Source organism: Streptosporangium sp. NPDC050148 (genome assembly GCF_055586505.1).
In genome coordinates, this window is the sequence record NZ_JBVJIA010000017.1 from 152,679 (window position 1) to 177,836 (window position 25,158).

The window sequence follows — 25,158 nt, forward strand, 5'->3', positions numbered from 1 at the left end:
CGGAAGCGGATGACCGCGACCTTCCTGCGATGTCACGTGTTCACTCCCTGGCTCGGCCGGCGTACATGCCGGGTTCTTGCTTCTCGTCGGGCCGTTGAGAACGCGTCGACGATCCTTTTCCCGGCCGGGACGGCGAGGACACGTCGAGGATCCACCCCGGCCGAGCCGATGAGGACACGCCGAGAACTCACCTCTGGCCGGACTGGTAGGGGCGGAGCCAGGCGAAGACCACGCTGCCGAAGTTCACCAGCATGGTGTGGGGGGCGCGGCCGGCCGTCTCGGTGACCTGGAGCCGGGTCACCGCGCCGTCCCGCATCCAGCCCGCCACCTCGTCCTCGGTGGGCCGGTGGCCGTGCACGCGCAGCATCAGGTCGTGGGGCTGCCCGGCGATCCGCAGGTGCAGCTCGCATACGGGTTCGGTGTCCGCCATGATTCGCCGTCCAAGTGGAGTAGACCCGGCGGAGTTGTCGGCGTCCCTTCCGAGAGTACCCCCCGCCCGCCCGGAGGCCGGAAACCCCGTCGCACGCTCCCCGTCGCGCGTCCCTGACGCGGGGCGGCCGTCCCGCGCGGTCTCGCCCCGGCTGTCCGTGCCGACCGGCTTTGAAGGCCATTGTCGCGATCGCCGATTCAATGATGAAAAATCATAAAAAACTCTCGGCTACGCGTGGCATTAAGTGGACAACGCCATTCCGAACACCGATTCCGGTGGATGTTTCCCGTGGTTCGCGGTCTCATATTCCAGCCAGCCCTCCGGGGATGTTTTCTGGGATGAGGAAAGTCATATGGCCAATTCGCGCAGAATGACGGCGATCGCCGTCGCGCTCATGACGACGGTCGGCTTCGCGGCCGTCGGTACGCAGTCGTCGACGGCCGCGACGGCCGCTTCCACGGAGACGACGACCGCGGCGGCACCCGCCAGGGAGCTCCGGATCACCCGCTTCCTCGGGGAGCAGCGCCTGCCGCACAAGCTGCGGCTCTCCGGGACCACCGTCGGCGGCCTGTCCGGGATCGACCGCGACCCGCGTACCGACACCTGGTACTTCATCTCCGACGACCGGTGGCGCTACAACCCGGCCCGTTTCTACACCGGCCGCCTGGCCATCGACCGCGCCACCGGGGCGTTCACCGGGGTGAACCTCACCGGGGTCACCACCCTGCGCCGCCAGGGCGGGAGCGCCTACCCCGCCTACGGCCGGCCCCGCTCCGCCGACCCCGAGACGATCCGCTTCGACCGGTGGAGCCGCCGCCTGATCTGGGCCCAGGAGGGCGACCGGCCGGACGAGGCCAACCCCGACATCCCCGTCTCCGACCTGTTCGTCCGCTGGACCGACCGCAGGGGCCGCCACCTCGGCGACCTGTCGATGCCCGGCAACCTGAAGATGACCGCCACCGCCAGCGGACCCCGCCGGAACTTCGGGTTCGAGGGCCTGACCACCACCGAGCACTCCGTCGTCGCGGTCACCGAGGGGCCGCGCCACGAGGACGGCCCGGTGCCCACCGCCCGGCGCGGAGCCGCGGCCCGCATCACCGTGTGGAGCCGTGACGGCCGGCCGCGCGCGCAGTACGCCTACCCGATCGACCCGCTGCCCGCGGCGCCGATCCCGGCGAACGGCAAGTCCGACAGCGGCGTGTCGGAGATCCTGGCCATCGACGACCGTCGCTACCTCGCCCTGGAGCGTTCCTGGATCGAGGGCGTCGGTTACCGGGCCAAGCTGTACGAGGTCGACCTGGGCGGTGCCACGAACGTGCTGAACAGGGACAGCCTGGTCGGCGGGCGCCCGTACCGTCCGGTGGTCAAGCGCCTGGTCTCCGACCTCAGCACGGTACGGACGCCCGTGCAGAACCTGGAGAGCCTGGCCTGGGGCCCGCGCCTGCGCACCGGCGAGTGCACGCTGGTGGTCGGCGCCGACGACAACTTCGACCGGCGGGAGGCCAACCAGTTCCTGGCCTTCGCCGCGCGGGGCTGCTGAGGGGCCGTGATCCGGCTCTGAGGCCGTCCGGGGTCGAGGCGACCCGGCTGTGAGTCGACCCGGTCTCACGGCCGTCCGGCACCGGAACGGTCGGCCCTGAGAACGATCCGCCTTCGGCATGATCCGCCTTCTGAACGATTCGGCGCGCCCGGGACCTGGCATTCAGGTCCCGGGCGCGCCGGACGCGCGATCAGCCGCCTGTCACGAGCCACCCGGGACGGTCCCGGCGGCAGGGTCGTCATCTCACGGGGCGGCGTCCGCGCCGCGAGGCCCCGGACGGTGATTACATGGCGGCCATCACCGGCCAATCGGGTCGTCCCCCTGCCGGGGGGATTCGTCGCGCGTATTACTCCGGAGGGAAACGCCTCATCGAATCCGAATAAGGTACGACCGATACGAATGGGCGTCTCAGACGACCTGGGGCGGATCCCCGAGCCGTAATGAATGGATGAATTCCGGTCATTTCAGGAGCCGTGGCGGCCCTCGGAGGGAGGAGTACCCCGCGGTGGGCCGGCCAGACCTGCAGGCCCGGCCGGCCCCTCCCGCCGTGGGAGCGTCCATGCTGGTGACGTGAACGAGGGACACCTGCCGATCGGGCGGTTCGCCCGGCTGTGCCGGCTCAGCGTCAAGCAGTTGCGGCACTACGACGAGCTGGGCCTGCTGGCCCCGGACCGGGTCGATCCGGACACCGGATACCGCTACTACCTGCCACGGCAGGCACGTGCCGCGATGCTGATCGCCATGCTCCGCTCCCTGGACGTGCCCCTGCGGTCCATCGCGCGGGTGCTGGAGGGCGAGACCGGCGTGCTGGACGGGGTACGCGACCGGATGCGGGCCGACCTGGCACGCCGCGAGCGCAACGTCGCCGCGCTGCAGCGCATCCTCTCCGACGGCATGCCCCGCCCGGAGGTGACCGTCGTCCACGAGCCGGCCCGGCGCGTGGCCGTGGTGCGGGACGTCGCGGCACCTGAGGAGATCGGCGCCGTCACCTCGGCGTGCATGGCCCGGCTGATGGCGGCCGTGGGCCCGCCCGAGGGGCTGCTGATCGGGCTGTTCCCGCTCGACCTCACGCAGGAGGTCCCGGTGACCGTCGCGGCCGAGACGTCCCGGGACGTCCCCGGCACGTCCCGGGACGTCCTGCCGGGCGGCTCGTACGCCTCGGCCACCCACGTGGGGCCGTACGACCAGATCTCCCTCACCGGGCACGCGCTGCTCGCCTGGGCGGGAGAGCGCGGGCACACCCCCGTCGGCCCGCTGCGCGAGGTGTACGTCTCCGACCCCGCGACCACACCGCCGGACCGGCTCGTCACCCACCTGATGATCAAACTGGAGGACGCGGGATGAACCCGTGCTCCGCGCGTCGTGGCAGTCGTTCCCAAGCGATCCACAAGACCGCGTGGCCACGATGACGGCTGAGAGCACCACGACGGAAGGAGCGTTCATGCGTGTGATGAGACGCCTGGGGACCATCGCGGCGGCACTGGCCGTCCCGTTCCTCGTCGTTCTGATGAGCGACACGGCGACGGCGGAGGCCATCCGCATCGCCAACCACTGCGAACCGCCCCTTGACGCCGACTGAGCGGCTCACGCGGCTCGCCGGGTACCGCCGGATCAGGACGATCCGGCGGTACCTGCTCCGCGGGACCTACTGCTGCGGACGCGGCTGGTACGCCGAGGGGGAGCGGTGGGCACGGCGGGCGGACGAGACCGTCCACCGGGTGGACCCCGCCGACCGGGCCGCGCTCCTGGTCGAGCTGGCGACGCTGTGGCACGGGCTCACCCGGTACGCGCGGGCGTACCGCTGCGCCCGGCAGGCGGTGGAACCGCTGACGCGGGCCCCCGCGGAGCCGCAGCGCGACCGCTCGCTCGCCGACGCGCTTCTCCTCCTGGGCGACGTCGCACGCAGGGCGGCCCGGTACGCCGAGGCCGCATCCCACCTGCACGAGGCGCTCGCCCTGCTGGAGGAGACCGACCACGTACGACGGGCGACCGTCCTGCTGGCCCTGGGGGTGCTGGGCAAGGACACCGGCCGTCACGAGGAGGCCGAAGCCCGGTACCGGCAGGCGCTGTCCCACCTGGAGCGGCACGGCGGAAGTCCCCTGATGGAGGCGGACGCCCTGCACAACCTCGCGGGACTCGCGCACGCCCGGGGCGCTCCGGGAGGGGAGGAGCACGCCAGGGCCGCGATCGAGATCCGGAGCAGGACGCTCGGACCGGCCCACCCGCAGGTCGCCGGGGACCTGGCGGTGCTCGGTGCCGTGCTCGCGGCCCAGGGCAGGCACGCCGAGGCCGAGGACGCGCTGCGCCGTGCCCTGGACGTCTTCCGCGACCGCCTGGGAGCCGATCACTACGAGGTCGCGGTGTGCCAGGTGAACCTGGCGCGCCTGGACGCGCTCCAGGGGCGGGCCGAGGAGGCGGATCGGCGCTACCGGGAGGCGCTGTCCATCAAGCGCCGGGTGCTGGGCGACGGCCATCCGGAGGTGGAGCGGCTGGCCGCGGTGGTGGGAACGACGTCCGGGGACTCCTGACCGCGGCGGCGGGGACGGCCCTCCGGGGGCTCCCGGTCACTGCGGTGGGGACGGCCTCCGAGAGGGCTCCCGGTCACGGCGCCGGTCGCAGCGCCGGTCGCGGTGGCGGGGACGACGCTCAGGGGACGTGACCACGGCGTCAGCCGCGCGGACGCCAGGACCGGGGCATCAGACCGGAGGCGCGGGCGGCGCGGTCCTCCTCGGGGGTGCCCCGGGCCCCGCCCGGCCTGGCGCGGACGACGTAGCGGAAGGGAAGCCCGCCGGGCATCGCGAGCATCCCGCCGAACCGGGTGTCACCGGCGAACCAGACCTCCCCGTCCGGCCGCGCCCCCTCACCCGGAGGGAGGAACGTGCACTGAGCCTGACCGTCCGGCCGCAGGAGCACGACCCGGTTCTGCCGGCCCCACCGCCGTCCTCCCTCCCGCCGGCCCTCCGAGGCGATCACCCGCACGGACTCGGTGGCGCAGGGCCACACCTGCCAGCCGTAGGTGGTCACGACCGCCCGCTCCAGGCGCCGGGCCCGGCGCCAGAGCAGGACCGGGGCGGCGGTCACCACAAGGGCGATCGCGAGGGCCACGACGGCGGCCGACCCCGGCCCCCAGGTCACGGCCGCGACCACCAGCAGCACCGCCTCGGCGGCGAGCAGGGCGAACCCCAGGAGCAGCGGCCGTTCCCGGCCCCGCAGGATCTCCTCCACGCCGGGCGTGTCCAGAGCCGCCCCCGGCAGCACCCGGTAACCGAACTCCTCGGCCAGCATCTCTCTCCCAGCCCTCCGCGGCCCGGTCAGGGACCGGTGAGGCGGCGGTCGCCGCGGGTGGTGACCACGAACACCTGCCAGTTGTAGTACGCGTAGTAGTTCCTGACGTCCCGCTCGATCTGGCGCGCGTACAGCTGCACCGCGTCGACGTAGGCGTAGGAGTGGTTGTACGCGTACAGGGCGCGCCGGTAGTCGCGCGGCGCCCCGGAGGCGCGCAGGTAGTTGGCCGCGGCGAGCAGGGCGTCCCGGGTGTCCTGGATGTCGCCGCCCATCCCGTACGCGTCCCAGGTGCGCGGCATGAACTGCATCGGCCCCTTGGCGCCGGTGTGGCTCGGCGACCTCACACGGCCGAACTTGGTCTCGACGAACATGACCGCCGCCAGCACCTCCCAGTCCACCTTGAACCGGCGCTCGGCGTGCTTGAACTGGGCGAGCAGGAAGTCGGCGGGCTTGGCCGGCTGGACACGGAACTTCGCCGCGCCGCTGATCGGCTTGACCAGGGAGAGCAGGTTGCGTCCGGCCGTCACGTTGGCCTTCGCCTCTGCGGCCAGCGCCTTGGGCAGCCGGGCGTAGGTGCGGGAGGCGACCTTCTGGTTGCGGACCAGGTGACGGTAGATGCGCTGCTGGTGCAGGGTCAGCAGCACCACCGGCTCGGGCGGGTTCCCCTTGCCCGGGTCGCCGTCGCGCCTCCAGTCGTCGATGGCGCGCCGGAGCCGCGCGGTGGTCGTGGTCAGGGAGCGGGCCAGCGCGGCAGGGTCGGTGGGGATCGCCACGTCCGGCGCGGGCGGGGCCGGTACCTGACCGGCTGCCTGCTCGGCCGGAGGCGTCGCCGTCCCCTCGCCGGGCGGTGCCGTCGCGGCCCGTCCCGTGCCGGTGGCGGGGTCCGTGCCGGCCGGCTCCGTCCGCGACGGTTCGGGGGCCGAGTCCGCCCGGTCGCCGGAGGCCGGTGCGACGGCACCCTGCGACGCGGCGCAGCCCGAGAGCGCGGTGGTCAGGGCGATGGCGAGCGCGCCGAGCGAGGCGACCACCGGCCTGCCTCGCGACCGGCCCGTCCGCGACGTCCCGCGGACCGGAGGGTCCTGCCGCGCCCCGTGGTCCGGGAGGCTGTGCCGCACCCCGTGGTCGGGGAGGTTCCGTCGCGCGGGCACGACCCGCCCGCCCGGCCGGTGGTCACGTCCCGTCGGTGCGATCTCCGCATGCTGATCCTTCACCGGGCCCAACGTACCCGAGCGAGGGCGGTGGGAGGGGGTGGAAGATGACCGTCCCGGTCAGAAGGCGATGCCCGGGCGCGGCACCCGTGCGCCATCCTGGGCGGGAGGATCACCTCATGTTCGTCACCTGCCGCAGGAGGCCCGATGATCGCCCGTCGCATCGTTCCCAACGTCCGGTCCGACGCCATGCGGGAGAGCGTCGCGTTCTACGGGCTCCTCGGCCTGCAGGAGGTCATGAACCACGGCTGGATCGTGACCCTCGCCGCGCCGTCCACCCCCACCGCGCAGATCAGCATCATGACCGAGGACAGGACGGCACCCGTCGTCCCGGACATGAGCATCGAGGTGGAGGACGTGGACGCCGCCTACGCGGTCATGCGCGAGCGCGGCGCCGAGATCGTGCACCCGCTGCAGGACGAGGAGTGGGGCGTCCGCCGGTTCTTCGTCCGCGACCCGAACGGCCGCGTGGTCAACGTCCTGGGACACGTGTGACCCGCTCGGCGGGGTGATCCCGGCGAAGCGGATCCGACGGTACGGAGCCCGCGGCGGTTCGGCCTCACGACCGCACGGAACCCCGTGGGCGGCTCGGCCTCACGACCGCCGGTGGCCGGTCTCCCACGCCCAGGCGGCGATGCCCACCCGGTTGCGGACGCCCAGTTTGCGCTGGATGTGGGCCAGGTGGGTCTTGACGGTGCCCGGCGTGATGTAGAGCTCGGCACCGATCTCCGGGTTGGTGCGGCCGTCCGCGACCAGCGACACGATGTCGAGCTCCCGGTCGGTGAGCGGCGACGGGACCTCCGGCGCGTCCCGCACATCGGACAGCCGCCGCAGCAGCCGTACCGTCACCGACGGGCTGATCAGGGAGTCGCCCAGCATCGCGGCGCGGACGGCCTCGATCAGCAGTGCGGTGCCCGAGTGCTTGAGCAGGAAACCGCACGCGCCGTGGCGCAGCGCGGTGTGCACGTAGGCGTCCAGGTCGAAGGTGGTGACCACGACGACCCGCGTCACGACGGGGGCGTCGGGCGCGCACAGGATCCGGGTCAGCTCCAGCCCGTCCATCCGCGGCATCCGGATGTCGGCGATCACCACGTCCGGCCGCAGCCTGCGGGTCAGCTCCAGCGCCTCGATCCCGTCGGCGGCCTGCCCGACGACGTCGATGTCCGGCGCCGAGTTCAGGATCGTGCGGAACCCGAACCTGACCCGTTCCTCGTCGTCGGCGACGAGCACCCGGATGGTCACGGCGCCGGCTCCGTCGCGTCGCCGGGAGACCCTTCGACCGCGTCGCCGGGAGACCCCGCGACACCCGCGGGGAGGCACGCGCGCACCTGCCAGCCGCCCGGCGGCAGGGGACCGGCGGAGAACGTGCCGCCGAGCGCCTCGACCCGCTCCGCCAGCCCGGCCAGCCCGATCCCGCTGTGCCGCCGGCCCGCGGGGTCGCGGACGCCGTCCCACCGGTCGCCGGACTCGCGGGCACCCGGCCGGTCGCCGGGTTCGCGGTGTCCCGGATCCGTGTCCGGGGGCCGGTCGGTCACCGTCAGCGAGACCCCCTCTGCGGACCGGCGGAGCGTCACGGTGACCGTCGCGCCCGGGGCGGCATGGCGGCGTACGTTGGTCAGCGACTCGACCACCACCCGGTACACGGTCGTGTCGACCTGACGGCTCAGGCCCGTGCCGAGCCCGGGGTCCGTCTCCAGCTCGATCGGGCCCGTGCCCGAACCGGCGTACCGCCGGACGAGCTCCGGCAGGTCGGCCACACCGGGTGACGTCGTACGGGCTCCCGCGGTGCCCTCCTCCAGCTCGCGCAGCACCCGGATCGTGCCGTCCATGGAGGCCAGCGCGTGGGTGCCGTCGGCCTCGATCCGCTGCAGCATCCGGGCCGCCTCCTCGGGGTCGGTGCGCAGCAGCACCTGCGCGGCCTGCGCCTGGATGACCATGGCGCTGACGTCGTGGGCGACGAAGTCGTGCAGGTCGGTGGCCAGCCGCAGGCGCTGTGCCCGCCGCGCGTGACGCACCGACCGGACCCGCTGCGCGTCGAGCCAGCGCAGGTACCCGCCGGCTCCCGCGCCGACGAACGCGGCCAGCGACCAGAACGCGCAGATCGCGGCGAACTCCCACCCGGACGCCGCCGCCAGGCCGGTGATCGGGATCCCCAGGAACGCCAGGGCGAGCACCGCGAGCACACCGGCGGCCACGGCCTGCGCGACGGGCGCCCAGCGGCAGGCCAGCGCGACGAGGATCATCATCGCCAGGGTGTGCAGCAGCGGCCAGGGACCGCCACCGGTCCTGGCCGGGCCCGAGAACCAGACCGTGGTGGCGGCGAGCGAGACCAGCGACACCGTGCCGGAGGCGACGGCGACGAACCGGCGGGTACGGGGCAGGCCGGCCGCGATCACGCCCACCGTGCCCAGCGCCAGCACGGCGGGCAGCACGTGCGGCGGAGCGGCGTGCGGGCGCAGCACCGCGGCCAGGGCGAGGAGCGTCCCCACCGCACCGGCCGGCACCCCCGCCCGTACGGCCGGGCGGCCGGCACCCGGTCGTTCCTGGTCGCCACTCGCTCGTCCCCGGCCGGCACTCGCTCGTTCCCGGCCGGCACTCGTTTGTCCCCGGTCGTCACCGGATCGTTCCCGGCCGGCGCCCGGTCGTCCCCGGTCGTCACCGGGTCGTCCCTGGTCGGCGGTCGTCGGGGTGGTCGGCACGAGCCTCACCATAGGTCACCCGCGCCCCCCGCCGCGTCTGCCGATCGGGGGATGTCCCGCGGGCCGTACCGGGCGCGAGGCTCGACCCGTGACCGCCCCGCCGGGGCGGCAGAACCGAGGAGCCGTGATGTCCCACCCGACCCCCTCAGGCCGCGCCGCCGCGCACGAGCCGACGCGCCCGCCGGAGAGATCGACAGGGGGAAACCGGGCGTCCGCGGCCGGGACCTCGGCGTCCGCGGCCGGGATCGAGACCGGGATCGAGACCGGCGGGCGGCGTCACGATCACCCGGTGGACCGGCCCCCGGCGCTCGTCGCGTGGGCGGCGGCGCTGTGGTGCCTCGTCTACGGATCCCTGGGCGCGTACTGGGCGTCCGGCGGGGCGGGCTTCCCGTTCGGTCCCTCCGACGCGAACGCCGAGAGCATGGGCAGCTGGCTGGCCGCCGCGACACCGGGTCCCACCGGCGCCGTCATCGCCGTCGGATGCGCGACGGGGGTGGTGGCCGCGCTGGCGGCGGTGATGCCGTGGGGACGCAGGCTGCCGCGCCGGCCGCTCGCCGCCGTGCTGTTCGTCCTCGCGACACCCCTGCTGCTCGCGGCCCCGGACGTCCGCATCCTGCAGAACCTCGCCTACTCGCTGTTCGGGAACGTGAGCCTGGTCGACTGGCCGGTTCTCAACCAGGCGCTGTGCGTGGCCGGGGGCATCCTGCTCGCCGCCACCGCGACGCAGGTCCTGCGCCGCCCGCCCTGCGCCGCCTGCGGCCGCCCGCCCGCCGACCCGGACGACCGGCGGCGCTGGACGCGGATCGGCCGGTGGGCCACCGCCGTGGCGGTGCTGGCACCGCTGCCGTACGCGGCGCAGCGGGCGGCCTGGAACCTGGGCATCCCGCTCGGGGTGGACGAGGCGTTCGTCCGGGCGCTGGCAGCCGACTTCCAGTCCAAGGGGATCAACCCGATCCTGGCGTACAGCCTGACGCTGGGCGCGGTCGGCGGCGCGCTGCTGACGACCGGGCTGGCCATGAGCTGGGGTGAGACCTTCCCGCGCTGGGTGCCCTACCTCGGCGGACGCCGGGTGCCGGTGACGATGGCCGTGATCCCGGCCACGGTGGTGACGGTCGCGGTGACCGTGGCCGGGCTGGCGGTGTGGCGGTGGGCCCTCCTCGACGGGGGGATCAACGGCTCCGCCGCGCCCGGTCTGCTGTGGGTGCCGTGGGGGATCGCGCTGGGCGTGGCCACCCTCGCCTACCACCGGCGCCGCCGGAACACCTGCCCCGGCCGACCCGACTGCCCTGGCCGCCTCGACCACGTCGACCTGCCCGGTCACCCCGGCGTCCCCGGCCGTTCCGATGATTCCGGCCTCTCCGGCTGACCCGGTCACCCCGGTCACCCCGCGTCCTCGTCCGACCCGGTGATCCCGGCCTCTCCGGCTGATCCGGTCACCCCGGCGTCCTCGGCCGACCCGATGGTTCCCGCCTCTCCCTCTGACCCGGCCTCCCCGTCCGCCTCCCGGACGAGCCGATCTATCGTGGACGGATGCTCACGGTCGGGGTCGATCTCGCGGCGGAGGCGGTCAGGACGGCCGTGGCATGGCTCGACTGGTCCGCGGACGGTGCCCGTGTCAGCCGGATCGAGATCCAGGCGGACGACGACATGATCGTCGAGGCCGTCATGGGCGCGGACAAGGCCGGTGTCGACTGCCCCATCGGCTGGCCGGACGCGTTCGTCGACTTCGTCGCCGCCCATCGCGCCGGGCACGTCCGGGTGCCCGCGGGCGTGCCGGGCGGGACTGGCGCAGGAACCTCGCCCTCCGGGTGACCGACCGGGTGGTCCACGACCTGACCGGTCTCACCCCGCTGAGCGTCTCCGCCGACCGCATCGGCCACACCGCCATGCGCTGCGCGGGCCTGCTGGCCGAACTCGCCCGCCGAGGCCGTCCGGCCGACCGCCGCGGTGACGGCGTCGTGGTGGAGGTCTACCCCGCGGCCTCGCTCAGGCGGTGGGGGCTCCCCTTCCGCGGCTACAAACGCTCCGCCAACCTCGCGACCCTCGGGGACCTGGTGGACGCTCTACGGGAAGCGGCGCCCTGGCTCGACCTCGGCCCGTACGAGCGCGTCTGCCGCGCCTCCGACGACGCCACCGACGCCGTCGTCGCCGCCCTCACGGCCCGCGCCGCGTCGCTGGGCCTGGCGACCGTCCCGGCGGGAGAGCAGATCGGACCCGCCCGCACCGAGGGCTGGATCGCCCTGCCCACCACGCCTCTGCACGAGCTGCACGGGTGAGGGCCGCGTGGGCTCCGTCACGCCTCCGAGTGAGCTGGACGGGTGATGGGCGTCCTGCCTCCCGGCCGTGGCTCCGCACGGGCCACAGGGGTGAAACGCCACAGCCCGCCGGAGAGCGCGCTCGCTCCCTCCGCTCATTCGGCGGCCTCACCCGGCTCGTCCTGGACGATGCCGTTCAGGACGGGTCCTGGCGCCTCACCATCGTGGAAACCACATCGCGTCGGGGATCGGCTCACCAGGGGGCGGTGACGCGGACGGCGTGAGTGTCTGCGGGAGCGAGGAGGCGCAGCAGACGCTCGCCCTCCGCCTCGGTCTCGTCGCGGTGGCGGGCGGTGAGCGGAGCGAACGGGGTGACGGTGAGGACCGTGGTGCCGCGTTCGCGAACGGTCGCCCAGGTGGCCGCGACCGTCCCGTCGACGAGGACCGGACCGGGAACCGGGCCGTGCTCGGGCCAGGCACGCCTGACCTGCTCGGGATCGAGGGTGCCCATGCGGCCGCGGTCGGCGAAGGAGAGCAGCACGTTGTCGTAGTCGTACAGGAACCTGACCGGGGCCGGGGTGTCCTCGGCGGGCCGCGGCGCGTCCGGCAGGTCGTACAGCTCCCCGCCCTGCTCGTTGTGGAAGATCCGCAGGTCCATCGGCTCGATCACCTCGCGCAGCCGGGTGAGCCCGCAGTGGGCCTGCACGTCCATGACGCTCGCGGGCCCGAACGCGGCGAGGTAGCGGGTCACGAAGTCCTCGATGAAGGGGGCCGCCTCCTGTGGCGCGCCGAGCCAGTGCTCGGCGCTGGTGTGGGCGATCGGGCCGCTCCGGCCCCACATGCCGCGGGGCGGGACCTGGACCAGGGCGACCCTGGCCCGTACGACCTGGGCGAGGGCCGCGGCGTCGCGGCCGGGGAACAGCGCGGCGAGCTCCTTGCCGAGCGCGCCGAAGGTCATCGGCCGCTCCTCCAGGAGCTCGCGGCCCGCGGCGGCGACCGCGTCGAGGTCGAGGTCGCGCAGGTGCCTGCCGAACGCGCCCTGGGTGACGCGCCCGATGACCGGTTCGACCAGCGGCCGCCAGCGCAGGCAGTCGCGCGCGGTGACCAGGTGGATGGTCGACCGCATCAGGGCGATCCGCACCAGTGTCCGGTCCTCCAGCAGACCGGCCGCCCGCTCGGGGTCGAAGTCCCGGATCCGGGACCACAGGCCGACGTACCACGTGTGCGGGGTCTGGGCCTGGAGCCCGGCGACCCGCTCGACCATCTCCGGCACCGGCAGCGCCGACCGCTCCAGCAACGACTGCCGCGCCAGGGTCGCCCGGTTGAGCGCACGCAGGGCCAGCACCTCAGGCATGTTCGAGGATCACCACCGGGATGTCGCGCGCGGTCTTGCGCCGGTAGTCGGCGTACTCACCGTGGATCCCCACCATCTGCTCCCACAGGGCGGGCTTCTCCGCGGCGGTCGCGGTCCGCGCGACGGCGGTGAACACCTCGGCCTCCACCTGCACCTCGACCTGCGGATGGGCCAGGATGTTGTGGTACCACAGCGGGTGGTCGTCGGCCCCGCCGTTGGAGGCGACGACCACGTAGGCGTCACCGTCGCGACCGTAGATCAGCGGGGTCCGCCGCCTCAGCCCGGACCTGCGCCCGACGGTGGTCAGCAGCAGGGTGGGCCTGCCGTGGTAGAGGTGGCCCTTCGCGCCGTTCGACTCGACGTAGGTGCGGAGGTGCTTGGCGACCCAGTCGGTGGGGGAATCGATGATCTCGTCGCTCATGCCGCTCACGCTATCGGCGTCCGGGGACATTTCCCGATGTGCGGTCTTCCGGTCCTCCGGACGTGCCAAGGCCGATGCTGCTCGACCAAGCCCCGGGACCCGCCGGAAGACGTCCCACACCCCGACGGCGATCCCTCCCCTGACGGCACGACGGGGGAGGAGCGACCAGATGTCACTCCCCGGTGCCGGCCCCGGCGCGGCCCGCGGACGCCGCCGCCACGCCTGTCGGCCGTCGCCCGTCCGGCCGGGCCCTGCCGATGACCGGGGGCACGGGGCCCTTGAACGTGCGCTTGAAGTCGGGACATGCCACGAGCGGTTCGTGCATGCACGTCGAGGCATGGTGGAGACCGTCGCGCATCCGGGTGAGCCGGGCGATGTCCTCCTCCAGCTCCCGCGCCTTCTCCGCCATCCGCGCCCGCAGCCCGGTGTCGTCGGGCGTGGCCACCAGGAACCTGGCGATCTCGGCGATCGTGAACCCGGCGCCGCGGGCGCAGGCGATGAGGGCGAGACGATCGAGAACGTCGGACCGGTAGGTACGGCGCAGGCCGTTGCGACCCGACGAGGCGATGAGGCCCCTCTTCTCGTAGAACCGCAGAGCCGAGGGCGCCAGCCCGGAACGCTCGGCCACCTCGGCGATGTCCAGCAGCGGTTCGGCCACCGTGCCTCCTTGACTTGAATCGCACTTCAAGTCACACACTAGCCGCCATGAACATCCACCACCTCAACTGCGGGTCCGTACGGCAGATCGAGGCCACCTACGACGGCCCGGCCCCCGCCCACGCCGTCAACCACTGCCTGCTGGTCGAGACCGACTCCGACGGCCTGGTCCTCGTCGAGACGGGCCTCGGCCTCGGTGACATCCGCGACCCGGGCGAAACCCTCGGGTCCGACTGGGTCGAGATGGCGCAGCCCGTACTGGACGAGGAGGAGACCGCCTTCCGCCAGGTCGTCCGGCTGGGACACTCACCCGATGACGTACGCCACATCATCGTGACCCACCTCGACGTGGACCACTGCGGAGGCCTGCCCGACTTCCCGGACGCCCAGGTCCACGTCCTCGCCGCCGAGCTGGAAGCGGCGACCACCGAGGCACCCGGCTTCCGCTACCGCCCGGCCCACTGGGCACACGGCCCCAGATGGGTCCCCTACACCCCCGAGCCGGGCGAGGAGTGGTTCGGGTTCACCTCCGTCCAGCCCAGGGGCCTGCCGTCGGAGATCCGGCTGGTCCCGCTCGGCGGCCACACCGCAGGCCACACCGGAGTCGCCGTGCGCGACGGCGATCGCTGGCTCCTGCACTGCGGCGACGCCTACTACTACCACCGGGAACTCGACGGGAACCCGCATCCGCACCCCCTCCTCGACATCGTGCAGACCGGCTCGGAGGTGCACCGCGACCTTCGGCTCGGCACCCAGGCCCGGTTGCGCGAGCTCGTCCGCGACCACGGCGACGAGGTCTCGGTCATCAGCGCCCACGATCCGTGGGAACTGGACCGCTACCGCTGACCTTGGGCGATCGCGGGACGGCGGTGGATCCCGGTACACGCACCGACACGTGACCTCTCGAAGGTCCCGGCACTCATCGAGGCCCCGGTACGGCCGCAACACGACCGGCCCGGCCCGTACCATCGGACCTCATGACGATGCCCGCGGACTGCTACACCTGCGAGCGGGAAGCGCACTTCGACGCGCTTCTTTGTACGGCGAGCCCACGAGTCAGTAGCCGGAGGCCGGCACAGCCAGGGTCTGACCCGCTGCGATGGCATCCTGCACGCTTCGTGTGAGAGTGCTCTCCACAGCGGCTGCCTGCTGCATGAGGTTCTGCATGCCCATTCTGTCATCGGTATGCGCGAGCAGATAACGGTACTTGTCGTTGTGCTGTAGCTGCTCATGAGCCCTGAGCGCGGCATCCGCCTCCTGGACTCGATGCGCGTAGGCCTCAAGCTCCACGATCCGCCGTGTGACCGTCGCGACCGAATGCCGTAGGGCCTGCTGCTGGGGGGCCAATACGGCCCTCAGCTCAGGAGTGACGACGACGCCACGGGTGGCGGCGGCCTGCTCAGCGCGGAGAATGCTCTGAAAGCGTAGAAGCCGACTGATCTCCCACAGTTGATGGGGAAACAGCACGTTGTTGGCGACGGAATCCAGAAATCCCCGCTGACTGGTTTGGGACCAGCTGACTGTCATGGTCGCGTTGGTGGCTCGCCGGAACAGGGCGTGGGCTTCGTTGTCGAGATCGCTGGGGAGCACATAGCGATCATGGTAGACGCGTGCCAGCCGATCGGCGGATCCCTGATATACCCACACGAAGAATGTTGTCATGAGCACAGAGAGCAAGACGAGGACGACTAGGGCTACCGGTTCCCCTTCGGCAATCGCCACGCCAATAGAGGCGACGGTTGTCGTGCAGAAAATTGCGGCGATGGCGATCAGCCAACCGCTCGAGGACTGAGAATGGCCATGGCGCTGTTGGGAGGCCACTGACATTCTCATGAGATCCTGGTTTCCCAGGATCCGGCGCTTGTCGTGGGGAGGGATGGTGGGATCGACGATCGGCCAGTGATCAACCCAGGAGTGCATGGTGAAGATCAGCCTCCTATAGGGCCTGACGCGGTCCAGGAACCGGACGCGATACAGCGGGAGATCCTTAAGTCGCAGATAATTGCAGAGACCGCTTTTATGCACAACCGCGGACCGCGCTGGACGCGATCACGGTGACCTTCGCGGCAATGAGGTCGCGGCCAACACGGTGCGCCGCAAGCGTGCGGCCTGCATTCCTTGCTCGAACTCGCCGTGGAACAGAAGGAACTGCCCGCCAACCCGCTGTACGCGATCACGTGGACTCCGCCCGCGACCGCTGGCGTAGCCGACTCCCGTACCGTCGTCGATCCAGAACAGGCTCGTGCGCCGCTGAGGGCGGTCCGTATGGTCGGCCGGACCCGGGGTGGACGGCTGCATGGCATGTTCGCCTGCATGTACTACGTGGCTCTACGTCCGGAGGAAGCTGCGGGTCTGCGCCGCCAGAACTGCGACCTTCTCGGACAGGCTGTGGCCCGGTGAACCGGTCACAGCGTGGACGTGCTGCTGCCGGTTTACGCCAAGTGCGTTGAACGGCGGCAGACGCGAGCCAACGGCAAGATCTTTGAAGTGCTCGGCGAATGGTCCCCAACTTTGCTCACCACGGCCCAGGGGTGTCCCAAGGCCCTTTTGGTGCCCGAGATGACCTGCGGAAACGTTACCGAGACCGGTTCGCACTGGTTCATGGTCATTGACCTGCGGCTACTCGGGATCAACCAAAAGCGATCAAGGAATTTCCTGGTGAAGGGCGTGGTGACCGGTCCGGAGAGCGTCCCGGCAGGAGTCGGTCCCCTTTGGGAGAGATTGCCATCACGGCCGCTGGGGCCGTTTGACCTACCACTATGGTCGAGATCGTCCTTGATCGTTTCGCATCTGTTTCACGTCTGGATGATTGGACACTCTCCGTCTTTCTGGATAAACAGGCCACTTGTTGTCACTCATTCCATTGTGGGACATTCGCCCCAACGACATACCTTGGAATTGCCCTCATTGTCGGGTCTTGGCGCATACGCTTGGGATGTAGGCGAAAGTGAGTGCAAGGAGTTGCGGTGACAGCCGATCTCTCGCACGTCGTTGAAGAACCTTCACTCACCATCCCCCGTCAACCCCCCTTTTGGCGTTCGCCCCTGGGGTGGTTGTCGGCGATCGCCGTCTGTGTCGCCGTACTCGGCTTGGTGAACCTGCACGTCGCGGGCACGCCGGCCGCCCCGGCCGACCCTGCCGACCCGGTCGTCACGATCCGCGGCATCATGGCCTCCAAACAGGACTTCTTCAACGACGAGGAAGTCCAGCGGCTGTTGCTGAAGCACAACATGCGGGTCGAGGTCACCGCGCGCGGCTCGAGTGAGGTCGTGTACGAGGTGGTCAACCAGAAGACCCAGTACTACGACTTCGCCTTCCCGTCCGGGCAGCCGGCCGCGGATCTGATCGACAGCGACCGCCGCAAGGAGGGTCGGTACGTCCGGACGACGCGCCTGTTCACCAGCCCGATCGTGCTCGCCAGCTACCGCGAGTACGCCGAGACCCTGGTCAGGAACGGCGTCGCGGATCGGCACTCGGGCGGGCCTGACCGGGCGCTCTACTACACCCTGGACACGGCGAAGTTCATCGAGCTGGGCAAACGCGGAGACACCTGGAACGACATCGGGATCGGCACGTACACGGCCCCGAGCGGCAGGAGCATCACCAACGGCAACCGCGTACTCGCCCAGACCGCAGGGGTGTGCCGGTCCAACTCCGGAGCCACCTACCTCGGCCTGGTCGCCTTCGTGGAGAACGACGACCAGCCGGTGCAGACCGAGGCCGAGGTGAAGCGGATCGCCAAGGAGGTCCGGCCGCTCATCGTCGCGACCGGCATGCCGGAGTCGGACCTCTGGCTCATCTACGTCACACCGGAGGGCAAGAGTCAGGGGCCGGTCGTCGTGGTGTACGAGCACCAGTTCTTCGCCTACCAGCAGGACCACCGGCGCCGTACCGGGCGTCCGGACACCGAGCGGGTGCTGCTCTACCCGAAGCAGGAGCTCCAGACCGATCCGGGGTACATCTCGCTCAACACGGACGACGGTGACCGGCTCGGCGAGCTGCTGCTCAAAGACTCCGCGCTGCGTTACCGCATGGCGGAACTCGGCTTCCGCGTCATCGACGGCACCGACACCGCCGGGACCAGACGGCTCTTCCAATTGCTCGACAGTCGCCTCGTGCCCAGGCCCGACGAGCGCACCGACTACACCCGGGCGGAACTTCCGGAGCTGCCCCTTCTGGGAAAGCTGCTCGAAGAGGTCGGCGAGTGCAAACCATGAGGCGACGTCCGCGCGCGTTCGCCGGCCTGGTGGCCTGCGCGATGCTGATCGCGGGCACCGGCTGTGCCCCGGACGAGCCGGACACGAAACTGCGGGTGCTGGCGAGCTCCGAGCTCGCCGACCTGCGCCCGCTGCTCGACGAGCTCCGGCGGGACACCGGGATCGAGGTCGTCCTCGACCACCGGGGCACCGTGGACGCCTCCGTCTCGCTCGCCAAGGGCGACGACGACCACGACCTGGCCTGGCTGTCCGACGACCGCTACCTGCAGCTCAAGCTGCAGGAGCCGGGCAGGCGGCTGCGCCCCCTGTCCACCGAGATCATGATGTCACCGGTGGTGGTCGGCGTACGGCCGCGGACCGCGGAGCGGCTCCGCCGCAACGCACCGGACCCGAAGCTGTCCTGGGCGGACATCGCGGACGGCGCGGCCGAAGGCCTGGTGCGCTTCGGCATGGCCGACCCGCGCCACGCCAACAGCGGGCTGGCCGCCCTGGTCGGCGTGGCCACCGCCGCCGCCGGCACCGGCAGCGCGCTGCGTCCGCAGGACGTCACCTGCGACCGGTTACGCGGGCTGTTCTCCGGCCGGACGCTGACCGCGGCGTCGTCGGCCGGGCTCGTCGACGCGTTCGTCGCGGACCAGGGGAAGGCCGACGCGCTGATCGAGTACGAGTCGACGATTCTGTCCCTCAACGCGAGCGGGAGGCTGCGCGAGCCGCTGGAGATCGTCTACCCCGAGGACGGCATCGTGCTGTCCAAGTACCCGCTGCTGTTGTTCAATCCGGCGCGCCGCGCCGCCTACGACAAGGTCGTGGCATGGCTGACCCGCGCGGACACGCAGCGGAAGATCATGCAGCGCACGCTGCGCCGCCCCGTCGATCCCGGTGTGACCCGGGATCCGCGGTTGCGTACGGAGATCGGTAACGCGCTGTACTACCCGGATCGCCCCGAGGTCGTCGACCGGCTGCTGGCCGGCTACGACCCGAGCGCCAGGTCGGCGGGTCAGGTGATCTTCGTACTCGACTACTCCGGTTCCATGAGGAGGAAGCGGATCAAGGCGCTGCGATCCACCTTCGAGGGACTCAGCGGTGACGACGACTCGTCCGTCGGCAGGTTCGTACGCTTCTACCGGGGCGAGCGGTTCATCCTGATGCGCTTCGGCGGGGACGTCCGGGCGGAACGCGGCTTCACCATCGCCGGCCCGCACGACGTCGACGCCATCCGCGCGTTCCTCGCCACCGACAGGTTCGACCGGCGCACCGCCGTGTGGTCCGCGCTCGACCACGCCTACGGGCGCGCCGGCGAACTGAGGCGCGCCGACCCGGAACGGCCGGTCACCATCGTGCTGATGACCGACGGCCTGAACAACGCGGGCATCGGACCCAAGGAGTTCCTCAGCCGGTACAGGGCCCTGCCGCCGGAGACCAGGGCCGTGCACACGTACGCCATCCGCTTCGGCGAGGCCGACCCGGCCGAACTGGACCGGGTGGCCAAGGCGACCGGCGGACGCATGGTGGACGCCGACGCGTCCTCGCTGGATCGGGCTTTCAAGGAGACCCGTGGCTGCCGATGACCTCTGGAGGATGGATGCTGGTGTGGCAACTGATCACCGTCGGGGCCTTCGTCGTCGCGGTGGGCTCCTGGGCGGTGTACACGCTCACTGAGCGCCGCCGGTCGGCCTGGGTGAGGAGGCACAAGCCGGGGAGCTGCTTCTACCTCGACGAGGACTACGCCATGGACCTCTACCTGCAGGAGGACAAGTACCCGGACCTGCAGCGCTCGGTCCAGGAGACGACCCGCCGCGGCTTCGGGGGCAAGGTGAAGGGCAACTTCTCTCGCGTGAGCACGGAGATGACGGCCGAGGACCAGAGGGAGCAGCTCATCAAGTCCATCAAGGACGAGGGGCCGATCACGGTCATCGGGCGCATCGCCCGCGCGCTCGACAACGCGAACGACATCGTGTACGTCGATCTCTTCAACTGCACGATCACGCCGAGCGCCGGCCTGGACCACGCGCTGCAGCGGACCTACGAGAAGCGGGCCAAGCGGGTGGACGCGGCCCGGTTGCAGGAACTCGACCCGTTCACCTTCGTCTCGGTCATGGGACGGTTCAGGGTCACGGCCACGTCCGAGACGACGACCACGTTCTCGGCGCCCTACGGCGATCCCGACGAGTTCTCCGACGACCTGCCGAGGGTGACCGTCACCTGCGAAACCGCCCAGCTGCGCCGCAGCGTGCCCGACGAGCCGTTCCCCGCGCGCTGCCTCGGCAAGATCAGGCACTGGGACCCCGGCACCCGCCAGCTGGTGATCTCCCCCGTCCTCACCATCTTCCAGTGACGACCCGTCGAGGGCGACAGGCGCCGGCCGACGGCACGATCTCCGAAGCGCTCGATGAGCGATCCACGTCATCGGAAAAGAGAGGAAAGCAGCCCGGCAGGACGGACGTCCGCGTCCTAGACGGGCCGGGGTACGGAAGCCCAGCCGGGGAGTGTGAACCACACGGGCACGGCGCGGCGTAACGCTTCGGGGCCCTGCACCTCGACCGCGTGGGCGCGCAGCGCGTCCGGCCAGCTCAGGTCGCCGCGCCAGACCTCGACCATGCTCCGCAGGCCGGCGGTCACCGTCACGGTGACGGCGTGACCGGGGTCGGTGTCGCAGACGTCGACCTCGCCACGTGTGATCACGAGCCACCAGTGGCGACTGCTCGGTGGCACGTCCGGGAACCGGAACTCGACGACCGTCCGCCCGTCCGGAACGACGGTCCGGTCGACGTTGCGGTGCATGTCCCACAGCAGCAGCTTCGGGTCCAGGTCCTCGTCGCCGAGCTCTCCGATCCAGCGGACGCCCCAGGCGGCGAGTGCCTCGACCACCGGTCGCAGCTCGTGGCCGGCCTGGGTCAGGACGTATCGCACATCATTGTCTTCGACGCGCCTCTCCACGATGCCGGCATGGGTGAGCCGGTGCAGCCGCCGGGACAGCAGCGTGGGGGACATGCGCGGCAGGCCGCGACGCAGGTCGTTGAAACGCTCGGTCCCGCACACCAGTTCCCGGATGACGAGCAGCGTCCAGCGTTCGTCGAGCAGTTCCACGGCCTTGGCGACCGGGCAGAACTGGTGATACGAGGAGCCCACGCCCCGAGTCTAAGCTCCGCCGCCGTGAACGCCGGTGAGAGCCGACCGGCTCTCGGCGGGTGCTGGTACAGATCGTGTACTGGATGGCGGATCCGTCCCTCCCTACCGTCGATCCCAGTCCACCGCGACGATGAGGGAGAAGCACGATGAACGTACAGGGCGAGGCGTCAGAGGCCGACCGTGCGCTGAAGGCCAGGCACCGCGCCATGTGGGCGCTGGGCGACTACCCCGCGGTCGCCACCGAGATCATCCCCGAGCTGGGCGCGATCCTGGTCGAGGCGTGCGGGGTCGGACGCGGGGACAGGGTTCTGGACGTGGCCGCCGGGTCCGGCAACGCCGCCATCCCCGCGGCGCTGACCGGGGCGAGCGTGGTGGCCGGCGACCTGACCCCGGAACTGCTGGAGGCGGGACGAGCCCTGGCCGCACGGCGCGGCGCGGAGGTCGAGTGGCGACAGGACGACGCGGAAGCCCTGCCGTACGCCGACGGCGAGTTCGACACGGTCATGTCCTGTCTCGGGGTCATGTTCGCCCCCCACCACCGGGTCGCCGCCGGCGAGCTGGTCCGGGTCTGCCGTCCGGGCGGCACGATCGGCCTGCTCAACTGGACGCCGGAGGGGTTCGTCGGACAGATGTTCGCGACGATGAAACCGTACGCGCCTCCGCCTCCGTCCGGCGCGCAACCCCCTCCGCTGTGGGGCAGCGAGGATCATGTCCGCGCGCTGCTCGGAGACGCGGTCACCGATGTCGTCGCACGTCGGCAGACGGTCACGATCGACCGGTTCGCTCACCCCGGTGCGTTCCTCGACTACTTCAAGGCCAACTACGGCCCGACCGTCGCCGTCTACCGGGGAATGGCAGGGGACTCCGACCGGGTCGCCGCACTGGACCACGCCCTCACCGAACTGGCCCGCCGCCATATGCACGGTGAGGGAAGAACGGTGATGGAGTGGGAGTACCTCCTCCTCACGGCACGCAAGCGCGACTGACGACGAGAACCGCCGGCGGCAGCCCACCCCGAGAGGCCATCGTGATCCCGGACGGTCCCGTTCTCGGCCGCGACCAGGGCCCCGACGTTTTCCGGATCATGACCCGGCGGGGGGTGTTCGCCCACCGGGCACAGTGAACCGGCCCCACCCGCTATGACAGGACTCCTGAGAGCTGTCTCGCCGGTCGCTGACTTCGCGCCGCGACGATCCGGTGTGAGGACCTCTCCCGGACCGTCCCTCGATCACAACCAGATCCGTACCCCAGGAGCAGGAGCCGCGCGGACGACCACAAAGCGTACAATCGGTCGGACCTTACCTGGCTTTCGTCGGGTCCTCTCCTGGATGGCTACGGAGCGACTTCCACCCTTTTTGAGGCTCTTTGTTCGGTCAGGTAAGCCGGCAGTTCGGGATGCTCCGGCCGGTGAGACACCGTCGGCTGATCGGTCCGGTTTGTCACCGCCCGAGCCGGGTACCGCGCGTTCCCGGCGACGTTCGTACGCCCGCTCGCCGTCGGAAGAGCCGGATGATCCACCTGCATGCCGACTTATGATCTTTTCGTCTGATACCTGCCCTGTTGCCGGAAGAAGCTTTATGACCCACCCCCTCAGCCGGCGGTCCGCCCTGCTGAGCGCCGCGGCAGTGGCCGGTCTCGCCCTGGGGACGAGACCGGCCGAGGCGACCGGCGCCGGCGCGTTCGACGCCGCGCGTGAGCGGTGGGTGGGCCTGCTGGCCGGCGGGTCGTACGACTCCGCTCGCACCGACAGGACGTACATCGACAGGGCACGGATGCTCGAGGGGTCGGCCAACGCGGTGCTGCGCAAGCTGAACCCCGCTGCCGGTCGCCCGAGCCTGTGGTCCGACCTGCCGCTGTCGGACCCCCGGACGGGCAACTTCAACCGCTCCTACAACCGCATGCGCACACTGGCGCTGGCCTGGGCCACGCCGGGCACCGCCATGCACCACGACGGCCAGATCGCCCGGACCGCTGTCAGGGCGCTGGACTTCCTCTACGAGCACGCGTACCACGAAGGACTCGACCGGCGGGGCAGCAACTGGTTCTGGTGGGAGATCGGCGTCCCCCGCTCGCTGACCGACACCTGCGCCCTGCTGTACGACGGCCTGCCCCCGGACCGCATCGAGCGCTGGCTGCGTCCCCTGCGCCGTTGGTGCCCCGACCCGGAGCGCCGCGTCAGCCACCCCGGCGTCGTCGAGACCGGCGCCAACCGCGCGGGCAAGGCCATGGCGGTGGCGATGCGCGGAGTGCTCACCCACGACGCCCGCCTCGTCAAGCGGGCCAGGAACGCCGTCTCCGACCTGCTACGGCCGACAAGGGGCCCGGGCGACGGCTTCTACCGTGACGGATCGTTCATCCAGCACGACGTGTACCCCTACACCGGCAGCTACGGCGTGGACTACCTGGAGAGCGTGGCCAAGCTGATCGCCATGCTCTCCGGGTCACCGTGGGAGATCACCGGAATCGACAACGTCTACGACCTCGTGGACCGCTCCTTCGTGCCGTTCGTCTTCGACGGGCTGATGATGGACTGCGTACGCGGCCGGCAGATCTCGGTGCAGGGCCACCGTGACCACCACTCGGGACAGAAGGCGGTCGAGGCCGTCCTCACCCTGCTGGAGACGGCACCCGAGCACCACGCCCGGCGCTGGCGACCGCTGGTCAAGGGCTGGCTCACCCGCAACCAGGCCACCCCCTACGGCACGCTCGCACCACCGGCGAGCATCGCGAGGGCCACCGCCCTGCTGGCCGACCCGTCGGTGCCGGTCGGCCCGCGCACGACGGGCACGTACGTCTTCGCCGACATGGACCGGGTCGTGCACCGCCGCCCTACCTGGGCGTACGCGATCGCGATGAGCTCGCGGCGCATCGGCGCCGCCGAGGCCATCAACCGGGAGAACCTGCACGGCTGGTACACCGGCGACGGCATGACCTACCTCTACACCGGCGACCTCACCCACTGGAACGACGACCTGTGGCCCACGATCGACCCGTACCGGCTGCCGGGCACGACGGTCGACACCCGCAGGCGCGCCGATCTCCCGCACGACCACCGTCGTCTGCCTCCCACCCCGTGGGCGGGCGGCGTGGCGCTCGACGGCGAGTACGGCGTGGCCGCGATGAGACTCATCGCCGGTGGCTCCTCGCTGCGGGCCAGGAAGGCATGGTTCCTGCTCGACGACGCGGTGATCGCCCTCGGCGCCGGCATCACCGCCTCCGACGGCCGTCGTATCGAGACCGTCGTGGAGAACCGCAACACCCACGACCGGCATCCGCCGCTGACCCGGGGCGACGGCTGGATCCACCTGGACGGTGTGGCCGGTTACGCGCTGCTCGACGACGCCGACGCGAAGGTCATCCGCACGAAGCGCACCGGCCGCTGGCGGGACATCGACAAGGGTGCCACCACCGGAGGGGACACGTCCCCTGTCACCAGGCACTACACGACGATCCTCATCGACCACGGCGTCGACCCCCGCAAGGCGCGCTACGCCTACGCCGTACTGCCCGACGCCTCCATCACGCAGATGGAGGCCTACGACGGGCGGATCGAGATCCTCGCCAACTCCGCGGCGGTGCAGGCCATCTCGCGCGACGGCGTGACCGCCGCCGTCTTCTGGCGCTCGGGGACCATCGAGACCCCTGACGGGCCGCTCACCGTCGACGGCCCCTGCACCCTGCTGGTCCACCACGCCGGCAAGCGGGTACGGCTCGCGGTCTCCGACCCGTCCAGGACCGTCGACGAGGTGAAGATCACGTTGCCCTGGCCGGTGAGATCGGTCGAAAAAGGCGACCGCAGCGTGCGCAAGGCCAAGACCGCCCTCAAGGTGGAGGTAAGGGGCAGCCGTGGGCACGCGCACACGGCGGAGGTTCGCGTATGAGGGCGAGATGCTCGAAATTGATGAGGTACGAGATCGACGAGCGAATCGCGTACAGGGCCACGAAGAAGAGAAGCCCGATGAG

General features: G+C 71.3%; 26 protein-coding genes. 16 read left to right on the top strand and 10 right to left on the bottom strand.

Features of this window, described 5'->3' with window-relative positions; translation table 11 throughout:
- Window positions 1–187: 187 nt before the first annotated feature.
- Window positions 188–430, bottom strand: a complete 243-nt coding sequence (locus ACZ6RT_RS20770) for a hypothetical protein (RefSeq protein WP_399193801.1) — start codon at window positions 428–430, stop codon at window positions 188–190.
- Between the two features lie 352 nt (window positions 431–782).
- Between ACZ6RT_RS20770 and ACZ6RT_RS20775 the strand changes: the two genes are divergently transcribed.
- The 4 genes from ACZ6RT_RS20775 (at window position 783) to ACZ6RT_RS20790 (ending at window position 4,498) form a co-directional block, all read left to right on the top strand.
- Window positions 783–1,970 (top strand): esterase-like activity of phytase family protein, encoded by a 1,188-nt coding sequence (locus ACZ6RT_RS20775; protein ID WP_399193798.1) that lies wholly within the window; start codon window positions 783–785, stop codon window positions 1,968–1,970.
- A gap of 570 nt (window positions 1,971–2,540) precedes the next feature.
- Entirely contained in the window at window positions 2,541–3,314 is a 774-nt protein-coding gene (locus ACZ6RT_RS20780) for a MerR family transcriptional regulator (protein ID WP_470155410.1), read from the top strand.
- Between the two features lie 97 nt (window positions 3,315–3,411).
- Window positions 3,412–3,549, top strand: a complete 138-nt coding sequence (locus ACZ6RT_RS20785) for a hypothetical protein (RefSeq protein WP_470155412.1) — start codon at window positions 3,412–3,414, stop codon at window positions 3,547–3,549.
- Window positions 3,536–4,498 carry a tetratricopeptide repeat protein gene (locus ACZ6RT_RS20790; protein WP_470155413.1) on the top strand — a complete coding sequence of 321 codons (963 nt, stop codon included), beginning with the start codon at window positions 3,536–3,538 and terminating at the stop codon, window positions 4,496–4,498. The genes ACZ6RT_RS20785 and ACZ6RT_RS20790 overlap by 14 nt, the downstream gene beginning before the upstream one ends.
- 139 nt (window positions 4,499–4,637) lie before the next feature.
- Here the strand turns inward: ACZ6RT_RS20790 and ACZ6RT_RS20795 are convergent, their stop codons facing one another.
- On the bottom strand, window positions 4,638–5,255 hold the full coding sequence (locus ACZ6RT_RS20795) for a hypothetical protein (RefSeq protein ID WP_470155414.1): 618 nt from the start codon (window positions 5,253–5,255) through the stop codon (window positions 4,638–4,640).
- Between the two features lie 26 nt (window positions 5,256–5,281).
- Window positions 5,282–6,466, bottom strand: coding sequence for a transglycosylase SLT domain-containing protein (locus ACZ6RT_RS20800; protein ID WP_399193789.1), 1,185 nt, complete (start codon window positions 6,464–6,466; stop codon window positions 5,282–5,284).
- 144 nt (window positions 6,467–6,610) lie between these two features.
- On the opposite strand from ACZ6RT_RS20800, the gene ACZ6RT_RS20805 reads away from it, so the two are divergent.
- The gene (locus ACZ6RT_RS20805; RefSeq protein ID WP_470155416.1) at window positions 6,611–6,958 is read left to right on the top strand and encodes a VOC family protein; all 348 of its coding nucleotides are present in this window, start codon (window positions 6,611–6,613) and stop codon (window positions 6,956–6,958) included.
- 99 nt (window positions 6,959–7,057) lie between these two features.
- Here ACZ6RT_RS20805 and ACZ6RT_RS20810 read toward each other — a convergent pair whose 3' ends face one another.
- Window positions 7,058–7,705, bottom strand: coding sequence for a response regulator (locus tag ACZ6RT_RS20810; protein WP_470155418.1), 648 nt, complete (start codon window positions 7,703–7,705; stop codon window positions 7,058–7,060).
- Window positions 7,702–8,952 carry a sensor histidine kinase gene (locus tag ACZ6RT_RS20815; protein WP_470155420.1) on the bottom strand — a complete coding sequence of 417 codons (1,251 nt, stop codon included), beginning with the start codon at window positions 8,950–8,952 and terminating at the stop codon, window positions 7,702–7,704. The genes ACZ6RT_RS20810 and ACZ6RT_RS20815 overlap by 4 nt, the downstream gene beginning before the upstream one ends.
- 337 nt (window positions 8,953–9,289) lie before the next feature.
- On the opposite strand from ACZ6RT_RS20815, the gene ACZ6RT_RS20820 reads away from it, so the two are divergent.
- The 3 genes from ACZ6RT_RS20820 to ACZ6RT_RS20830 all read left to right on the top strand — a co-directional run bounded on the left by ACZ6RT_RS20820 (window position 9,290) and on the right by ACZ6RT_RS20830 (window position 11,438).
- A complete protein-coding gene (locus ACZ6RT_RS20820; RefSeq protein ID WP_470155422.1) occupies window positions 9,290–10,528 on the top strand; it encodes a hypothetical protein in 1,239 nt (412 codons plus the stop codon).
- A gap of 164 nt (window positions 10,529–10,692) precedes the next feature.
- Complete coding sequence (locus ACZ6RT_RS20825; RefSeq protein WP_470155424.1) at window positions 10,693–10,974, top strand: hypothetical protein; 282 nt, start codon at window positions 10,693–10,695, stop codon at window positions 10,972–10,974.
- Window positions 10,971–11,438: a DUF429 domain-containing protein gene (locus ACZ6RT_RS20830; RefSeq protein ID WP_470155426.1), complete on the top strand. Its 468-nt coding sequence runs from the start codon at window positions 10,971–10,973 to the stop codon at window positions 11,436–11,438. The genes ACZ6RT_RS20825 and ACZ6RT_RS20830 overlap by 4 nt, the downstream gene beginning before the upstream one ends.
- 232 nt (window positions 11,439–11,670) lie before the next feature.
- On the opposite strand, the gene ACZ6RT_RS20835 is transcribed toward ACZ6RT_RS20830, so the two are convergent.
- The 3 genes from ACZ6RT_RS20835 to ACZ6RT_RS20845 all read right to left on the bottom strand — a co-directional run bounded on the left by ACZ6RT_RS20835 (window position 11,671) and on the right by ACZ6RT_RS20845 (window position 13,850).
- The gene (locus tag ACZ6RT_RS20835) at window positions 11,671–12,771 is read right to left on the bottom strand and encodes a winged helix DNA-binding domain-containing protein (protein ID WP_470155428.1); all 1,101 of its coding nucleotides are present in this window, start codon (window positions 12,769–12,771) and stop codon (window positions 11,671–11,673) included.
- Window positions 12,764–13,192 (bottom strand): nitroreductase family deazaflavin-dependent oxidoreductase, encoded by a 429-nt coding sequence (locus ACZ6RT_RS20840; RefSeq protein ID WP_399193774.1) that lies wholly within the window; start codon window positions 13,190–13,192, stop codon window positions 12,764–12,766. The genes ACZ6RT_RS20835 and ACZ6RT_RS20840 overlap by 8 nt, the downstream gene beginning before the upstream one ends.
- 172 nt (window positions 13,193–13,364) lie before the next feature.
- The gene (locus ACZ6RT_RS20845; RefSeq protein ID WP_470155429.1) at window positions 13,365–13,850 is read right to left on the bottom strand and encodes a MerR family transcriptional regulator; all 486 of its coding nucleotides are present in this window, start codon (window positions 13,848–13,850) and stop codon (window positions 13,365–13,367) included.
- A 47-nt stretch (window positions 13,851–13,897) separates the two neighbouring features.
- Here ACZ6RT_RS20845 and ACZ6RT_RS20850 point away from each other — a divergent pair, with 47 nt between their 5' ends.
- Entirely contained in the window at window positions 13,898–14,695 is a 798-nt protein-coding gene (locus ACZ6RT_RS20850; RefSeq protein ID WP_470155431.1) for an MBL fold metallo-hydrolase, read from the top strand.
- Between the two features lie 210 nt (window positions 14,696–14,905).
- Here the strand turns inward: ACZ6RT_RS20850 and ACZ6RT_RS20855 are convergent, their stop codons facing one another.
- On the bottom strand, window positions 14,906–15,769 hold the full coding sequence (locus ACZ6RT_RS20855) for a hypothetical protein (RefSeq protein ID WP_470155433.1): 864 nt from the start codon (window positions 15,767–15,769) through the stop codon (window positions 14,906–14,908).
- A 198-nt stretch (window positions 15,770–15,967) separates the two neighbouring features.
- Here ACZ6RT_RS20855 and ACZ6RT_RS20860 point away from each other — a divergent pair, with 198 nt between their 5' ends.
- The 5 genes from ACZ6RT_RS20860 (at window position 15,968) to ACZ6RT_RS20880 (ending at window position 20,401) form a co-directional block, all read left to right on the top strand.
- On the top strand, window positions 15,968–16,249 hold the full coding sequence (locus ACZ6RT_RS20860; protein ID WP_470155434.1) for a hypothetical protein: 282 nt from the start codon (window positions 15,968–15,970) through the stop codon (window positions 16,247–16,249).
- 12 nt (window positions 16,250–16,261) lie between these two features.
- Window positions 16,262–16,819 carry a hypothetical protein gene (locus ACZ6RT_RS20865; RefSeq protein WP_470155436.1) on the top strand — a complete coding sequence of 186 codons (558 nt, stop codon included), beginning with the start codon at window positions 16,262–16,264 and terminating at the stop codon, window positions 16,817–16,819.
- Window positions 16,820–16,941: 122 nt separating this feature from the next.
- Window positions 16,942–18,066: a hypothetical protein gene (locus ACZ6RT_RS20870; RefSeq protein ID WP_470155438.1), complete on the top strand. Its 1,125-nt coding sequence runs from the start codon at window positions 16,942–16,944 to the stop codon at window positions 18,064–18,066.
- Complete coding sequence (locus ACZ6RT_RS20875) at window positions 18,063–19,634, top strand: substrate-binding domain-containing protein (protein WP_470155440.1); 1,572 nt, start codon at window positions 18,063–18,065, stop codon at window positions 19,632–19,634. The genes ACZ6RT_RS20870 and ACZ6RT_RS20875 overlap by 4 nt, the downstream gene beginning before the upstream one ends.
- Window positions 19,631–20,401, top strand: coding sequence for a hypothetical protein (locus ACZ6RT_RS20880; RefSeq protein WP_470155442.1), 771 nt, complete (start codon window positions 19,631–19,633; stop codon window positions 20,399–20,401). Before ACZ6RT_RS20875 ends, ACZ6RT_RS20880 begins: the two co-directional genes overlap by 4 nt.
- 116 nt (window positions 20,402–20,517) lie before the next feature.
- On the opposite strand, the gene ACZ6RT_RS20885 is transcribed toward ACZ6RT_RS20880, so the two are convergent.
- On the bottom strand, window positions 20,518–21,195 hold the full coding sequence (locus ACZ6RT_RS20885) for a winged helix-turn-helix transcriptional regulator (protein ID WP_470155444.1): 678 nt from the start codon (window positions 21,193–21,195) through the stop codon (window positions 20,518–20,520).
- 146 nt (window positions 21,196–21,341) lie between these two features.
- Between ACZ6RT_RS20885 and ACZ6RT_RS20890 the strand changes: the two genes are divergently transcribed.
- Together ACZ6RT_RS20890 and ACZ6RT_RS20895 are read left to right on the top strand one after the other, a co-directional pair.
- Window positions 21,342–22,181, top strand: a complete 840-nt coding sequence (locus tag ACZ6RT_RS20890) for a class I SAM-dependent methyltransferase (RefSeq protein ID WP_399193756.1) — start codon at window positions 21,342–21,344, stop codon at window positions 22,179–22,181.
- Between the two features lie 591 nt (window positions 22,182–22,772).
- Complete coding sequence (locus ACZ6RT_RS20895) at window positions 22,773–25,076, top strand: polysaccharide lyase 8 family protein (RefSeq protein ID WP_470155445.1); 2,304 nt, start codon at window positions 22,773–22,775, stop codon at window positions 25,074–25,076.
- The last annotated feature ends 82 nt before the right edge of the window (window positions 25,077–25,158 follow it).